The sequence below is a fragment of the Edaphobacter sp. genome (assembly GCF_035532915.1).
GTDB lineage: Bacteria > Acidobacteriota > Terriglobia > Terriglobales > Acidobacteriaceae > Edaphobacter.
Genome location: NZ_DATKQC010000225.1, coordinates 1 through 15300, shown reverse-complemented (window position 1 = coordinate 15300; position 15300 = coordinate 1). Strand labels below are relative to the sequence as shown.

Here is a 15300-nt window from a genome sequence, read left to right as displayed (position 1 = left end):
CCGCGATCCTGGGAAGATCCGGCAGTTAACTGCCTTTTTTAGTTGGTCTGCATGGGCCGCTGCTGCAGATCGGCCGGGGGACTCTTACTCTTACACGAATAATTGGCCTCCAGAGCCACTGGTTGGCAATCATCTCACGGCCGACGCCATTCTCTGGAGTATGCTCTCTCTTGCTGCACTGCTGGTCGGCATCGGGTTGCTCTTTACTTCCTTCGGGCGCTGGAACATTCTCGGATGGCATGGACGGGAACAGCAGCGAATGTCCTTTCGCCCTCCAGACCAGGTAGTGCTAACGCCAGCTCAACGAGCTACAGCGTGGTTCTTCTTTGTGATGGCGGCGCTGTTTCTGGTTCAAGTGCTCTGTGGCGGAGCTACCGAGCACTACTGGGCCGATCTGCAAAACTTCTTCGGCATCAATCTAGCCGTCGTGCTGCCATTTAACATCGTCCGCACCTGGCACCTCCAGTTGGCGATCTTCTGGGTTGCCACTGCGTTTCTTGGCGCAGGCATCTTCCTCGCGCCGATGATTGCCGGACGGGAACCGCGGGGACAGAAGACCCTCGCCTATGGCCTGCTGGGTGCGCTCGTGATTGTCGTGGTTGGGAGCCTGCTGGGCGAGTTCGCCGGTATTCAGGGGCTGATTCACAACTTCTGGTTCGGCGACCAGGGCTTCGAGTACCTCGACCTTGGCCGCGTCTGGCAGATACTGCTTACCGTTGGTCTATTCTTCTGGGTTTTGATACTGTTCCGCGGTCTGCGGGGCCGTCTTGACTCTGAGCATTTAGGAAACATGCCCTGGCTCTTCTTCTTTTCTGCGCTGTCAATTCCAGCATTCTATGGCATTGGGCTGCTGGCCAGCCCCGGTCAGAACTTCACTACCACAGACTTCTGGAGATTTTGGGTTGTGCATCTGTGGGTAGAAGATTTTCTGGAGCTGTTCAGCACCATCCTGGTGGCGTATCTTTTTGTGTTGCTCGGCGTGGTGCACGAAAGAATCGCCGTGCGAATGATTTATCTCGATATCATTCTGTATTCGGCGGGTGGAATCGTCGGCACCATGCATCACCTTTATTTTTCCGGTGAGCCTGCCATTCATATGGCGCTGGGTGCTTTCTTTTCCGCGGGAGAAGTGATCCCACTGACTTTCCTCACGGTGGAAGCATGGAGCTTCCTGCAACTCGGAGCTACCCAGCAGTCGGGATCGAAGACACCATTCCCGCACTACTGGGCGGTTATGTTTCTGGCCGCGGTAGGCTTCTGGAACTTTCTTGGCGCTGGAGTTTTCGGATTCCTGATCAATCTTCCAGTTATTTCTTACTATGAGATCGGCACCTTACTGACCGCCAATCACGCGCACGCAGCAATGATGGGCGTATACGGGATGCTTTCGGTAGGACTGGCTTTGTTTTGCCTGCGCTACATCATTCCGGAAAAGCACTGGTCAGACAAAGCCGCTCGGATCAGCTTCTGGTCCCTTAACATCGGGCTTGCATGGATGTGCTTCGCGACTTTATTCCCGCTCGGTATCCTGCAGCTTTATCACTCCATTCACGTCAGCTACTATGACGCCCGCACGTTGAATTACATTAGCAGCACAACCAATACCGTGTTCCAGTGGTTGCGCTTGCCCGGCGATGTGTTGTTCATCGTGGGCGGCACTCTGCCTGTTCTTTATCTCACGCTATTGGGTCTCCGCTACCGCAAAGCCGGAGCTGTTTTCGAGGAGCCCCATGAGATTCTCTTTACCGACACAGTCGCATTACCAGAGGAGCGCTGAGCAGTGCCGGATTTTTCCATCCAGTTCCTGTTAATGCTGGGTTACGCAGTGATGCTTGCGGCGGTTGCGTTTCTTCTGGAACTGACGGCTCGTCATGCGCACCGCCGATCGCTGAATATCAGCACCGCCGGATTCACCTATCATCCCGATCGGGATATCTGGAGGTGCCCGGAAGAACAGCACCTCTTCCCCGTCTTCTCCGACTGGTCGAAGAAAACGGTGGTCTATCGGGCTCCGGCTTCAACCTGCAATGCATGCAAAAAAAAAGCGGCTTGTACCGATTCGAATAACGGACGAGAGATTGAGCGCAAGACGTCGAGCGGACTGGAGTATGGAATGCAGCGGTTTCATCGAGCCATGTCGGTGACATTGCTGGCGCTGGCCAGCCTGATTCTCGTTGTCGAATTGTTTCGTGCCAACGGCATCTATCCCCGCCTCGTGCTTGCCGGAGTCCTGACTGTGTTTTGTATTGCCGTGCTGCGCATGGCAAAGGCCTTATTGCACGGGACGGATGGATATGAGGCAGCATCGTCGTCGGAAAGTCCATTCAGTTGATCTTCAGGGAGGCGACGAAGTTCGAAGAGCTCCGCCGCTGCATCGCTCGGTCTGTTCCAGATTCAGGCGCTGGCGATAGCGACGCTTTCGCGTTCTCCCGCTGCGATGTAGGCTGCGCCCTCCCCCAAGAAGATTTCTCATAGGAGTACCTGATGAGACGCTATTCGAATCGTTTGTGACAAAAGTCATTGTTCGCTTTGCGCCCGTTCATTACTCTCAAATTTAGAAGGATGAAGAGGGCCACGCAAGCAGCAGAGCGAATTCCAATGCTGGGCGAGAAGAAGATGCTGATCCGCCGGGCCACGCTTGACCGCTCACAGCGCATCCGGCATATTGTGCAGTGGTTGTTTGTGGCGTTGAACGTCTGGCTGGGTGTGCAGTTCTATCTGTGGGTTCGATACTTCGAGCACGGTGGAGAGACCCTCTACGTTCCTCGTCCTGCCGGGGTGGAGGGCTGGCTGCCCATCGCGGGCCTCATGAATTCCAAGTATCTCCTGCTCACAGGACGCGTGTCAGCGGTCCATCCGGCAGCCATGTTCTTGTTGCTGGCTTTTCTGCTGATGAGCCTTTTCCTTAAAAAGGCTTTCTGTGCATGGCTGTGCCCGGTGGGAACCCTCTCGGAGTATCTATGGAAGCTGGGCCGCAGGTTCTTCAGGCGAAATTTCCGTCTGCCCCGGTGGGCCGACCTTCCGCTCCGCGGCCTGAAATACCTGCTGCTGGGCTTCTTTGTCTTTGCCATCGGTGCCATGTCTGCCGAGGCGTTACAGAGTTCATGTATACGCCGTATGGCCTGATTGCCGATGTGAAGATGCTCAATTTCTTCCGCGACATGGGGCAAACAGCGCTTATTGTGATTGCACTGCTGGTTCTAGGCTCTATGCTGGTGCAGAACTTCTGGTGCCGGTATCTCTGTCCCTATGGCGCCCTTATGGGCCTGGTTTCGCTCCTGAGTCCGGCCAAGATTCGCCGGGATGCCGATGCTTGCATCGATTGCGGCAAGTGCGCACGCGCCTGTCCGGCCGGTCTGCCGGTGGACCGGCTTATTCAGATCCGGTCGGCGGAGTGCAGCGCGTGCATGGTTTGCGTTGCGGCTTGCCCGGCACAGGATGCGCTACAGTTCTCTCTACCACCGCGACGAGCTGCAGCACCCATGGAGCGCTGGTTCCGCCGCGCTATTGGGCCGCTGGCCGTCACGGCTGTTCTCGCCTGTATCTTCTTCGGACTGATACTTTTTGCCAGGGCCACAAATCACTGGCAGACAAACATGCCCCGCGCCGTCTACATGAACCTGGTGCCCAATGCGAACGAAGTGACCCATCCTGGCATGTAAGAGGCCACTGCGTGTTGCTTCAGTGATCGCGAAAGACCACAAGGAACCTCGCCGAGAGCGAATGTCAGAGAGGCTCAGTGTTGCATGGGCCTATTGCTGTCTGGCGTGGAATTCCCGCCCGATGGTCGCGATGGTCCGGCTGTCCAGGATCTCAGCCGCGCGCGGAAAGACAATCTTCTCCTCTACCTGGATGTGCTCTTCATAGAGATGTTTTAATTGTTCTGTGGCAGACCGCAACCGCATTTCGTTTTCCGGGGTTAGCTCACCGTTCGCGATCCAGGCGGAATAGAACTTATCGACTGACTCGTGCAGATCGTTGGCATGGCGATGGTCACTCTCAAGCCCACCCAACTCCTCGAAGCGCTCAGCCGCGGATTCAGCCCGGAGCCTGGGGAACAAAGATTCTTCCTCGTCCGCGGTATGCCGTTGTCCGCCTACGCGAAAGTAGTTGAGTGCCGACTGCACGGCTGCCGTTTCCTCGCCCGTTAAGGCTCTACCCGAAGCATGGTGGGACACGACCCATAGAATATGGAGAAAGCGCTCGATTCTGCGGTGGCAGTCGATGAGCATGCAGATCGGATCGTCGAATCCGCTGTCCGGCGTTGCGCCTATTTGTATCGCCATTTGGGCCTTCCTCTGTGCCTACCATTAACGATCAAGAGTTCTTGAGCTACAAATTCGGTTAGAGGAACTCAGCCTGACAGAACTGTCACGCTCCTTGCAGTACATGAAGGTTGGATGCCCGCCTGACGCTCGGAGGAAGCTGAATATATCCCTTGGGAATGTAGGCGCAACAGGGCTCCTCGGCGTTCGGGTTTCCCGTCAGGGCATACGCACGGGATCGCGATCCGCCGCAAATCTCCTTGAATTCACAGGAGCCGCACTTGCCTTCCAGCCTTGACGTGTCTCGTAGGCTCCGAAACAAGGTCGATTCGCGGTAGATGGTAGCCAGTTCCTGCTGGCGGACGTTGCCAGCCGAAAGCGGCAGAAACCCGCTTGGGAAAACATCTCCCGTATGAGAGATAAACACAAACCCCTTGCCGTCATTCAGGCCGCGCGGCGCCCTGCCAATGGCATCTACCATCTTCTCCGGGGTCTCCCGCATTACGGTGCCAGCTTTCCGCTCAGCCACTCTCTGCTGCAGCATGAAGCGGCGGTAGTGCTGAGCTTCTGTTGTCTTGATGTCGAACCCAGCTCTCCTGGAGAGGCTGTAAATCTTCGTGAAGACCTGTTCGAACTCGTTGGCGTTCAGCAGGTCGTTGAGTTTTCCACGCCCTGTTGGAACGAGGAAGAATACGCTCCACAAGGTGATCCTCAATTTCTGCATCAACGAGATAATATCGTCGATCTCAGCGATGTTTCTGCGGCTGAAGGTAGTGTTGATCTGGACCGGCAGGCCAATCTCGTTTGCCCACTGGACTGCATCGAGCGTTCGCGCAAACGATCCGCTCATTCCTCGAAACGCGTCATGCGTCAGCGCGCTTGCGCCGTCCATGCTTACCGCAAGTCTGGAAAGACCAGCCTCTTTGAGCCGGGCAATAACATTCCGCGTCAATAAGGGGGTGGCGCTCGGCGTTAAAGATACGCGAACGCCAGCAGAACGAGCGTGCACGATCAACTCGAACAAATCGGGTCGTTTGATAGGGTCGCCTCCGGTAAGCACAAAGACGGGCACCTTCAAAGCCGCAATTTCGTCGATGAGGTGTTTGCCTTCCTCGGTGCTGAGTTCCAGTGGGTGGCGATCGGGTTGGGCAGATGCGCGGCAATGCACACATGCAAGATCGCAAGCCTGGGTGACCTCCCAAATGGCGATGAAAGGTCGCTCGTTGAAATCAATCGTGTTGATTTGCGGATTCATAAAACTATGAGATAGCAGTACCGCCGCCGAATGCAGTGACCAAAGTCCCAGGCTGCTATCGCATGATTGGGAAAGGTGCATTTCGAAGCACTTGCGTCGGCGCGGCCGCCAGGATCCGAACCCCAACGACGGGCCCCCATCATTACGGCGAAGCAAGTGACGTCCCGGCGCGAATCTGAACAGGACACGCAACACCCCGGTAATGCCGTAGAATTCTCCAGGTGAGCACTGAACGCAGCGATCTAGCCACTGCCCTCGGCAAAACCGCGCTCCTGTCGAGCCTTTCGTCGGCTGAGTTGCAAACACTCGCGACCCGCACGGTACGCAAGTTGTTTAGCGCAGGGGAGTTGCTGTTCTCTGAAGGCGAGCCTTGTAATGGGCTGCACATCGTTGCACGCGGTAAGGTTCGTATTTTCAAGACCTCTGTAAACGGCCGGGAACAGGTGTTAGCTGTTAACGTACCGGGCGAGTCCATTGCCGAACTGCCTGTCTTCGATGGAGGCCCTTTTCCTGCTTCGGCCTCGGCTATAGAAGACACCGAGATTGCCTTCATCTCACGGCGTGACTTTAACGCCTATTGCATGGAGCATCCCGAGGTGCCGCTCAAGGTGCTCACCGTAGTGGGCGCCCGACTGCGTCGGCTGGTGGGCATCATTGAGGAACTGTCATTCACCACGGTTCGCCAGCGGCTCATCTCGACGCTGATCAAGCTCGCTGAAAGCGAAGGCAGAAAGACGGAGCGCGGCATCGAATTCGAGTTGCCGGCAACCCACCAGGAACTGGCCAGTCAGCTTGGAACCGTGCGCGAGCTGATCTCGCGCAACCTCATGCGCCTACAGGCCGAAGGACTGCTAGAAGTGGACGCGCGAAATATCGTCGTGAAGGACCTGAAGGGCCTGATCGCCCTGCTGGATACTACCCCTTAATTCTTCTGCCCTCCGAGTGACATAAGTTACTGCGTGGCATTTGAGCCCTCGCTACCGTTGCAGGTGGAGAGTGCTTATGCCCACCGAAACCAAGTCCATCCGCGAAATCGTATGCGCCCAGCCGACCGCTGCCGCAATCCTGTAGCGCTTCGACATTGATCTCTGCGTACAGGGCGAACTGCCGCTCGAAAAGTCATGCGCGGACCTGCAACTCTCGGTCGATCAGGTGCTCGAAAAGCTTTCAGATGCCGAAGACCGCGAACACGGAGCGATGCCGGCAAATCCCGCCGGTCTGACTCCAAGCCGGCTGATTCAGCACATCGTGCGGGTTCATCACCAGCGCGTGCGCCAGGAGTTGCCCAGGGTGGCAGAGATGGCGCAGACGCTTGCGGAGAAACGCGGCGATCGTGCCCCCCAACTAGCGAAGGCGACGGCACTGGTCGAGGAACTGCACGCTGAATTGTTTGCTCATATTCAGAAAGAGGAGCAGGTTCTTTTCCCATTCATCGCGCAGATGGACCAAGAGCTTCTTGATGCGTGCTCGCCGTCCGACCTATGCTTCCGCTCGGTTGCGCAGCCGATCAGGATGATGGTGCTGGAGCATGACGCAGCCGACCGCATCATGGAAGAACTTCGCTGCATAACGGATGGCTTTGAGCCTCCCGCGTGGGTCTGTGCCACGCATATCGCACTCTTTGGTGGCCTCCGCGCGTTCGAGATCGATCTCAGGCAGCACGTCCATCTGGAGAACGACATTCTGTTTCCACGCGCTCTTGAAATGGAAGCCGCATTGAATGTTCGGATGTAGAAATGACTACACTCCCTCACATCAATCAGACGCATATTCCTCACCCAGAAAACCTTACCCGCGAGATTGCGCTTCGCGAACGTCACAAGAGCCTCATGCTCCGCGCCTGGATCCTGGCCGGCCTCTTCTTCATGGCGCTGCCCGGTACCCTGCTCGGCTTTTCAAACCTGATGGCAATCGCCACCCATCACGGCCTCGGCGCTCTTCGCCCGCATGGATACAGGGCCATGTGCACGCCCAGGTCTTTGGCTGGATCGGCAGCTTCGTCCTCGGAATAGGCTTCTATTCACAGCCTGCGCGTGGCCGGTCGGTCATCCGAATCCCGTTGACCTGCTTTGTGCTGTGGACCTTGGGTGTGGTCATGCGCTGGGTCGCGAACATCTATGGCTGGCATTGGCGGGTTCTTTTTGTGCTGTCCGCAGGCTTCGAGCTACTTGTAATCCTCTTGTTTCTTACCGCCGCTTCTCACCATAAACTGCCAGAAACGGCGAACGGAAAGCAGACGAAGCCGCGTATGGAGCTTTGGATGGTCTCTGTGCTCTTGAGCACGGTGGGGCTTCTTGCGTTAGCCGCCTTCAACTTTGTTGAATGTCTGAAGCTCGCAATGGCCGGAACACAGCGCGCCTTTCCGCACGCACTCGACCAGAGATTTCTGGTCCTTCTCGCCTGGGGATTTCTCGTACCGGTAGTCTGGGGTTTCTCCGCGCGTTGGCTGCCAACATTCCTCGCGATTTCCCGGCCCGGCTCACGAACATTCGGTGCGGCGTTAATCCTTGACCTGATGGGCGTCCTGTTCGGCGTTTTCGGATGGACCAAAACAGCTTCATTCCTGCTTGCTGCCGGTGCGGTGGTCGTCGGATTTGCCTTGCATATGGCACAGCGACCGCTCGGACATGCAAAGGTCCAGAGGATTCATCTGAGCTTCCCTTCGTTCATTCGTCTTGCCTATGCCAGGCTCACGATCACAAGCTTCATCGGCATCTGGGCAGCTTTTCTCGATGTCCACGGGGGCATCTGGGGCGCCTCTCGTCACGCGCTGACCGTCGGATTCGCCGCCACCATGGTCTTCGCCATCGGGCCGCGCATTCTTCCTCACTTTGCAGGCATCTACTCCATCTTCAGCAAGCGTCTCATGTTCCTCAGCCTGCTCTTGCTCCAGACCGGCTGCGCCCTGCGCGTCTGCTCCGAGCCGCTGGCCTACGAAGGCATCCTTTCCTTCGCGTGGAAGACACTTCCCATCTCCGGAATGCTGGAGCTTGGCGGCGTACTGGTGTTCGCCATCAACATCGGGCTCACTATGCCTCGCAGGCCAATCGGCCTTTGCACAAACCACCGGAAAAAGCCACGCGGACGCGGCTTCAGCCGTCTCATCCACGTTGTGACTTAAGTCCCTGCATCGCAAGGTTCTTTCACGTACTGTCGCGAATAGAAGCACGCGAGATGCATTCATCCTTTTGAATTGAGGTAATCAATGAGCTACAAGCGTTACTGGTGGGCACTGGCCGTCGTTCTCATCGGATCTTTCGCCGTTCTGGGTGGCGTGGGGCTAAAGATGATCAGCCAGGCTCCACCTATCCCCGATGTCTACACCGCGGACGGGCAACTTCTCTTTACGGGTACGAGCATTACCAACGGGCAGGGCGTCTGGCAATCGATCGGCGGCCAGGAGATCGGCACGGTCTGGGGCCATGGCGCGTACGTCGCTCCCGATTGGAGCGCCGATTGGCTGCATCGTGAGTCGGAGATCCTGCTCAACACCTGGGCAGTTCGGGATGGAGCGCGCGACTTTGCTACTCTTGGCCCGGATCAGCAGGCGGTCTTGAAGGCCCGGCTGATTCGCGAGATGCGGACCAATACCTATGACGCCGCCGAGAATCGCGTCACGATCTCCGCTGACCGCGCCGCCGCATTCAAGCAGCTTGCGGCCTACTATGCCAACGTCTTCTCCGCCGGACGCACGGACTACGCCATTCCGCCAGGGGCTCTGACCGCCCCCATCAAGCAAAAGGAGATGGCGGAATTTTTCTGGTGGACATCCTGGGCCGCCAGCACCGAGCGCCCCGGCTCCAACGTGACCTATACCAACAACTGGCCGCATGAGACTCTGGTCGGCAACGTGCCTACGCCGGGCGCGGTGCTCTGGAGCATTATCAGCTTTGTGGGCCTGCTGGCAGGCATCGGCGGCCTTGTCTGGTGGTACGCGTCACAGGAAAAGGTGCTCGTGCATGGCCCTTATCCCGAGAAAGATCCCTTTCTGGCGATGCGAGCAACCCCGTCGCAGCGCTCCACAATCAAGTATTTTTTTGTTGTCGTGATTCTCTTTGGCGTGCAGATTATCATGGGCATATTGACCGCCCATTACGGGGTCGAGGGCGGCGGATTCTTCGGGTTCCCGCTGGACCGCTATCTTCCTTACGCCGTCACCCGTACCTGGCACTTACAGCTTGCCATCTTCTGGATTGCCACCTCGTGGCTGGCGACGGGACTGTATGTCGGCCCCGCGGTCAGCGGCCATGAGCCGAAGTATCAGCGGCTCGGCGTCAATGTGCTCTTCGGTGCGTTGATTCTCGTCGTGGGCGGCTCGCTCGCGGGAGAATGGATGGGTATTCAGCAGCGCCTCGGCCACTGGTGGTTCTGGTTTGGTAGCCAGGGCTATGAGTATCTCGACCTGGGAAGGTTCTGGCAGATTCTATTGTTTGTCGGCCTGGTTCTGTGGCTCGTGCTGATGGTTCGCGCGCTCTGGCCCGCACTCCGGCGCAAGAGCGAAGACCAAACGCTGCTCACGCTCTTCCTCATCTCCAGCATTGCCATCCCGCTCTTCTATGCGGCGGGGCTCATGTACAAGCAGACCAGCAATCTGGTTACAGCGGAATACTGGCGCTGGTGGGTGGTCCACCTCTGGGTCGAGGGCTTTTTTGAAGTGTTCGCAACGGTTGTGATCGGGTTCCTCTTCGCACGGCTCAAACTGATTGAGATTCGCACCGCGACCAAAGCTGCCTTGTTTTCCTCGACCATCTTCCTTTTCGGCGGAATCATCGGCACCTTTCACCATTTGTACTTTGCTGGAGCAACGCCTGCGGTGATCGGCCTGGGCGCGATCTTCAGCGCATTCGAGGTGGTGCCCTTGGCGCTGATCGGCTACGAGGCGTGGGAAAACATTCGCCTGATGCAGCCGACGAAGAAATCGCCCTGGATCGCCAACTACAAATGGCCTATCTACTTCTTCGTCGCGGTCGCGTTCTGGAACCTGGTTGGAGCCGGCCTCTTCGGCTTCCTCATTAACCCGCCCATCTCTCTCTATTACGTACAGGGCCTCAACCTGACGCCGCTGCACGGCCACACCGCGCTCTTCGGCGTGTACGGAATGCTGGGCCTGGGACTCACGCTCTTCTGCCTTCGCGCGATGAGCCCCGACAGGCCATGGAAGCAGGGAACGCTGAAGCTCTCTTTCTGGAGCTTCAATGTGGGCTTGAGCCTGATGTCCCTTCTCAGCTTGCTGCCCATTGGTCTGCTGCAAGCCTGGGCATCCATCCAGTACGGCACATGGTATGCGCGCTCGGCCGCGTTCATGCACTCCGGCCACATGCAAACCCTGCGCTGGATGCGAGTTCCCGGCGACGTCATTTTCTCGATCGGCGCGGCGGCCTTCGCCTGGTTCTTGCTTGGGCTGTTGACTGGACATTCTTACGCGGATGGGACGCCCACCAGTCAGGACTTTACTTTACACGGGACAAAAGTAGAAAACGAAGCGGCACTGGTAGGCCGCTGATTTGTACCTAAACCATGCGGCGCTTTCGACGGAAGTCATCCCACCTCGAATGCGCCGCACACAACTGCATCAACATGGAGAATCAAATGAAACGCTACTATAGCGAAGACGAACCCCTTACCGTGCTTCCGGAATTGGATCAGCCATTGCTGCAATCTGATCTATCCGCAGAGATCGAGAATCTGCGGCTTGCAGAATCGTGGCAACGAAAGACGGGGCGAAGCTCCAAGACGCTGCTGAACTCTCCAGCGTGCGGCATTCTAATCATTGCCATGAAGCAGAACACGGAGACGAAGGAGCATCGTGTAGACGGAAGGATCACGATTCACACCCTGGTCGGCCGTCTGAGGCTGAAGCTGTCCGATCGAACGGTTGAAGTTCCGGCTGGCCATCTGCTGATGCTCGATCGCGGCATTGCGCATGACGTTCAGGCAGTGGAGGAGAGCGCTTTCCTGCTCACCATGTGCTGGCACGGCGGCGCCGCCCGATCCGCTTCGGGAGGCTAACTGATGGCCGGCACAATTCGGAATACGCCGACCACGGATCTTTCCGGCAGCGCGTACGGCCCTTCAACTGGTGAGTTCCGTAGAGGTGCTGCGTGCAACCGCCTCGACGATGTGAATCATGCAAAGGAGACGTCCATGGACTATACATTTCTTGTCAATCTGCAGCAGGAGTTCGCATTGCCGGAAAAGGGAATCCTGAGCCGCGTTCTGCGCAAAGACGACCAGGTCAACGTCACGCTATTTGGCTTTTCACAGGGCGAGGCGCTCTCCACACATTCATCCCCGACGCCGGCCATTCTCTATTTTCTGGAAGGGGAAGCCGAAGTTCAATTGGGAGAGGACAAGGTCGACGCCCAGCAAGGCTCCTTTATCTACATGCCCCCAATGTTGCCTCACGGAATCTCCGCAAAAACTGCCCTTCGGGTGTTGCTTATTCAGATGAAGGATAATTCGCAATAACCCGAGTTGCAGGCGTGGCTAAGATATGGCGGAAGAGGATGGGTGCAATGGGACAGACGGTAGCGACGATCCGGCATGTGCATTTTGAGGATCTGGGAACGTTGGAGGCATTCTTACAGGAGGCGGGCTACCAGATCCGCTACTACGAATCCGGAGTGGATGAACTGCCGGACCCAGTAACCGGGGCGGCGCTGGCGGTGGTGCTGGGCGGACCGGTCGGAGTCTGTGAAACGGAGGCGTACCCGGAGATGGCCTCCGAGCGGCTATGGCTGAAGACGCGGATGGAGGCATGCCGGCCGACCGTGGGTATATGTCTGGGGGCGCAATTGATGGCTGCGGCGCTGGGTTCCGAAGTGGGACCAATGGGGCGGAAAGAGATTGGCTTTGCGCCGCTGGAACTCACCGAGGCAGGCAGACGCGGCCCGTTACGACATCTGGAGGGGATTGCGGCGCTGCATTGGCACGGAGACAGCTTCGCGATTCCGGCGGGAGCCGAGCATTTGGCGGCGACGAATCTCTGCCGCAACCAGGCCTTTGCGCTGGGGCCGCGGATGCTGGGATTACAGTTTCATGTAGAGGTAGATGGGGGGAGCGGGTTTGAGCGCTGGTTGCTGGGCCATGCCGTCGAACTGGCGGGGGCAGGGATTGATCCGCACGAATTGCGGCGGCAAGCGGCGTTCTGGACAGAGCAACTGCGTCGGGCGGCACAGGCGATGTTTGCGGAATGGTTGTCCGGGATAGCTGACTGTTAGCTTTCCAATTCCTAGCAGGCTTCCGCTTCGCGCGGGTGTTTTTTCGATTATGCAGTTCCTCTTGCAAACAATCAAAGGTTGGAGATGGAGGAGCGGCACTCAATTACCAAGGCCGTGGCCGAAGCGCAGAGGAGGAATGGAATGGTTCAAGTCAAGCGAGCTTACGAGTCGGCGAGCAAAGACGATGGAGCGCGTTTCCTGGTCGAACGGCTCTGGCCGCGCGGCATCAGGAAAGAAAGCCTGAACGCGGAAGGCTGGCTCAAAGAAGTTGCACCAAGCACCGATCTGAGACATTGGTTCCAGCATGATCCGGCCAAATGGGATGAGTTCCGCAAGCGGTACTTCCGTGAGCTCGAAAAACATCCGGAAGCCTGGCAACCATTGCTCGGGCAGGCTCGAAGTGGCCGCGTAACCCTTATATACAGCGCACACGACACCGAGCACAACAATGCAGTGGCGCTCAAAGAGTTTCTCCAGAACAAATGCGGGGGCGCTCTGAGCAGAAGCTAGCCGCTTCGACGATACCGCGAACACGGCGGTCCAATTTCGCATCTGGGCCACAGAATAGGATTGTTCTATGCGGGTTTCCGAAGTGACGGGACAGAGTCTTAACCAATTTGTCGAGCTTGGCTTGGCATTCCTGCTCTCGGCACTCGTCGGGTGGAGCGCGAGATTCGCCACAAAAGCGCGGGACTTCGCACCTATACGGTCGTAGGCACCGCCGCTGCCCTTTTCCTATTGATCTCAAAATACGGCTTCACAGACGTTCTGATCAACGATCGCGTCGTACTTGATCCGTCCCGAGTCGCGGCGCAAATTGTTACCGGAATCGGTTTTATCGGTGCGGGGCTGGTCTTTGTGCGAGGCGACCGGGTTTCGGGACTCACAACTGCTGCCACGGTCTGGCTTGTTACCGGAATCGGAATGGCCTGTGGCGCCGGTCTTCCGCTGCTGGCGACTGCGGTTACGGCCGCTTATTTTATCGTGGCACTGGTTTTTCCCATTCTTTTGCGCCTTCTTACAGGTGGGCATGTTCCCACTGAGCAGAGTGACAACGCGCAACACGACTAGCTGCTTTTCTGCACGGCCACAAGTGATAAATCACAAGCGGATTTGCATAGGTCAAGGGAAACAGGGCGCCCTACGATCCGGTATAGCATTTTTGGAATTGTGCAGATCGAAAAGCACATGATCGAGTGGCTTTTCCCTCAAGAAAAAGCCACCTTCCACAATTCCAAAAATGGTAACGTGCATTCCGAAAAAGCCCTAGCTCGCGACCGCTTCCATGTCGATTGCGCGGGGGAACAGAATATTGTTCTCCAGGTGAATGTGCTGATGGAGATCCTGCTCAAATTCTTTCAGGCCATCGTAGAAGGCGTGATAAGTCGGGCATGCACCCTCGGGGGCAACAAAATCATGGCTCAGGCTGCGAATTGTCGCCATCAGAACACCAGCAGCATCGTGTTCCTGAGTCATCATTGCAATTGGATTGGCGACTGTTCCAAAGCAGCTCTTCGGTCGGACGGCTTTGTCCATGATGGCGCGCTCCAGGCGAACGATGTAGGGAAACAGGACGGCCTCTTCTTTCGCGAGATGTGCAATCAGCTCTTCGTCCAACTGCCCCATGGTTCTCTGGATTTCGGGCAATTCTGCCCTCGTGTCGCCGTGACGGACCACAACCTTTTGGGCGAGGAGCGCCAGCCGCAGAAGTTCCTTCCTCACGTATGCGTGATGCACAGAGACGATGTGTTCGCTCAGGCTTGCGAGAGAGGCTTTCGACCAGTCCTCGGAGGACGGGGCGGAGTCTGCTGCCGCGGCTTCGAGTGCGGCAAGGACGCTGTTGATGGGAAGGTTTTGGGTCGTGCAGGCATCCGCAAGAGGTTTGCGTCCTCCGCAACAGTAATCGATACCAAACTTCTCGAATACCCGGATTGACGTTGGCTGTTTGAGTGCAATCTCGCGAACGGTCTCGATGGCAGTGGTCATGGCGGTCTCCTTGAGTCTCAAAATAGGAGCACCGCGTAAAAGTAGCAGCGACTTTAGTCACTTCAGGGAACAAATCTGGCAATTAAAACGGAAACCGTATGTCAATTAAAGCCCGATTATTACATGCTTTCAGGGAAAAGACGATTGTGACTTAGATAGTGTCGTCACGAGACTGCGTATTGTGCGAAACTAATAGGCAATGCAGTCACGAGCCGCGTATCACCGTCACGATTTGAGGGATCACGCGTGGGGATTATTATCCCCCCCATCTTCCCGGGCAAAGAGGTCAGTGGGGCGGTATTGCCCAGGACAACCGTCGATTTCTGAATGCGATTTTCTGGATTCTTCGCACCGGCGCGCCGTGGCGGGATCTTCCGCCAGATTACGGGGACTGGAAAAATACCCATCGCCGTTTCTGCCGCTGGCGTGACCAGGGCATCTGGGAAAAGCTGCTGGAGCAGTTGATCGATGAGCCGGACTTTGAGTGGCTGATGATCGACGCCAGTCATATCAAGGTTCATCCGCATGCGGCTGGCGCGGTGGGCGGCAACCAGGCGATGGGCCGGACAAAAGG

The 15300-nt window shown here is 57.0% G+C and carries 17 protein-coding genes and 1 pseudogene; 15 read left to right on the top strand and 3 right to left on the bottom strand.

All coding sequences use genetic code 11. From position 1 onward, the window contains the following. The 4 genes from VMU57_RS10950 to VMU57_RS10935 all read left to right on the top strand — a co-directional run. On the top strand, positions 1 to 1777 hold a 1777-nt coding region (locus tag VMU57_RS10950), incomplete at its 5' end, for a cbb3-type cytochrome c oxidase subunit I (protein WP_325383330.1). A gap of 3 nt (positions 1778 to 1780) precedes the next feature. After that, on the top strand, positions 1781 to 2332 hold the full coding sequence (locus VMU57_RS10945) for a hypothetical protein (RefSeq protein ID WP_325383328.1): 552 nt from the start codon (positions 1781 to 1783) through the stop codon (positions 2330 to 2332). A gap of 266 nt (positions 2333 to 2598) precedes the next feature. Continuing rightward, positions 2599 to 3126, top strand: a complete 528-nt coding sequence (locus tag VMU57_RS10940) for a 4Fe-4S binding protein (RefSeq protein WP_325383326.1) — start codon at positions 2599 to 2601, stop codon at positions 3124 to 3126. Next, on the top strand, positions 3105 to 3662 hold the full coding sequence (locus VMU57_RS10935) for a 4Fe-4S binding protein (RefSeq protein ID WP_325383324.1): 558 nt from the start codon (positions 3105 to 3107) through the stop codon (positions 3660 to 3662). The genes VMU57_RS10940 and VMU57_RS10935 overlap by 22 nt, the downstream gene beginning before the upstream one ends. A 90-nt stretch (positions 3663 to 3752) precedes the next feature. Here VMU57_RS10935 and VMU57_RS10930 read toward each other — a convergent pair whose 3' ends face one another. Both VMU57_RS10930 and VMU57_RS10925 read right to left on the bottom strand, forming a co-directional pair. After that, positions 3753 to 4286 (bottom strand): hemerythrin domain-containing protein, encoded by a 534-nt coding sequence (locus tag VMU57_RS10930; RefSeq protein ID WP_325383322.1) that lies wholly within the window; start codon positions 4284 to 4286, stop codon positions 3753 to 3755. A gap of 85 nt (positions 4287 to 4371) precedes the next feature. Beyond that, a complete protein-coding gene (locus VMU57_RS10925; protein ID WP_325383320.1) occupies positions 4372 to 5715 on the bottom strand; it encodes a TIGR04053 family radical SAM/SPASM domain-containing protein in 1344 nt (447 codons plus the stop codon). A gap of 26 nt (positions 5716 to 5741) precedes the next feature. Between VMU57_RS10925 and VMU57_RS10920 the strand changes: the two genes are divergently transcribed. From VMU57_RS10920 to VMU57_RS10875, 10 genes are all read left to right on the top strand, one after another. Continuing rightward, on the top strand, positions 5742 to 6446 hold the full coding sequence (locus VMU57_RS10920; protein WP_325383318.1) for a Crp/Fnr family transcriptional regulator: 705 nt from the start codon (positions 5742 to 5744) through the stop codon (positions 6444 to 6446). 226 nt (positions 6447 to 6672) lie between these two features. Further along, positions 6673 to 7254 (top strand): hemerythrin domain-containing protein, encoded by a 582-nt coding sequence (locus VMU57_RS10915; protein ID WP_325383316.1) that lies wholly within the window; start codon positions 6673 to 6675, stop codon positions 7252 to 7254. 2 nt (positions 7255 to 7256) lie between these two features. Further along, the gene (locus VMU57_RS10910) at positions 7257 to 7532 is read left to right on the top strand and encodes a hypothetical protein (protein WP_325383314.1); all 276 of its coding nucleotides are present in this window, start codon (positions 7257 to 7259) and stop codon (positions 7530 to 7532) included. Continuing rightward, positions 7484 to 8641: a hypothetical protein gene (locus VMU57_RS10905; RefSeq protein ID WP_325383312.1), complete on the top strand. Its 1158-nt coding sequence runs from the start codon at positions 7484 to 7486 to the stop codon at positions 8639 to 8641. Before VMU57_RS10910 ends, VMU57_RS10905 begins: the two co-directional genes overlap by 49 nt. A gap of 84 nt (positions 8642 to 8725) precedes the next feature. Beyond that, entirely contained in the window at positions 8726 to 11023 is a 2298-nt protein-coding gene (locus VMU57_RS10900) for a nitric-oxide reductase large subunit (RefSeq protein WP_325383310.1), read from the top strand. Between the two features lie 86 nt (positions 11024 to 11109). Then, positions 11110 to 11529 carry an AraC family ligand binding domain-containing protein gene (locus VMU57_RS10895; RefSeq protein WP_325383308.1) on the top strand — a complete coding sequence of 140 codons (420 nt, stop codon included), beginning with the start codon at positions 11110 to 11112 and terminating at the stop codon, positions 11527 to 11529. A 3-nt stretch (positions 11530 to 11532) separates the two neighbouring features. Further along, a complete protein-coding gene (locus VMU57_RS10890) occupies positions 11533 to 11988 on the top strand; it encodes a cupin domain-containing protein (RefSeq protein ID WP_325383306.1) in 456 nt (151 codons plus the stop codon). Positions 11989 to 12035: 47 nt separating this feature from the next. Then, positions 12036 to 12740 carry a glutamine amidotransferase gene (locus VMU57_RS10885; protein ID WP_325383304.1) on the top strand — a complete coding sequence of 235 codons (705 nt, stop codon included), beginning with the start codon at positions 12036 to 12038 and terminating at the stop codon, positions 12738 to 12740. 84 nt (positions 12741 to 12824) lie between these two features. Beyond that, the gene (locus tag VMU57_RS10880) at positions 12825 to 13250 is read left to right on the top strand and encodes a DUF488 domain-containing protein (protein WP_325383302.1); all 426 of its coding nucleotides are present in this window, start codon (positions 12825 to 12827) and stop codon (positions 13248 to 13250) included. 150 nt (positions 13251 to 13400) lie between these two features. Beyond that, positions 13401 to 13811: an MgtC/SapB family protein gene (locus tag VMU57_RS10875; protein ID WP_325383300.1), complete on the top strand. Its 411-nt coding sequence runs from the start codon at positions 13401 to 13403 to the stop codon at positions 13809 to 13811. Between the two features lie 195 nt (positions 13812 to 14006). Here the strand turns inward: VMU57_RS10875 and ric are convergent, their stop codons facing one another. After that, a complete protein-coding gene (gene ric, locus VMU57_RS10870; RefSeq protein ID WP_325383298.1) occupies positions 14007 to 14726 on the bottom strand; it encodes an iron-sulfur cluster repair di-iron protein in 720 nt (239 codons plus the stop codon). Positions 14727 to 14925: 199 nt separating this feature from the next. On the opposite strand from ric, the pseudogene VMU57_RS10865 reads away from it, so the two are divergent. Then, positions 14926 to 15300, top strand: a pseudogene (locus tag VMU57_RS10865) (IS5 family transposase); the annotation flags it as partial.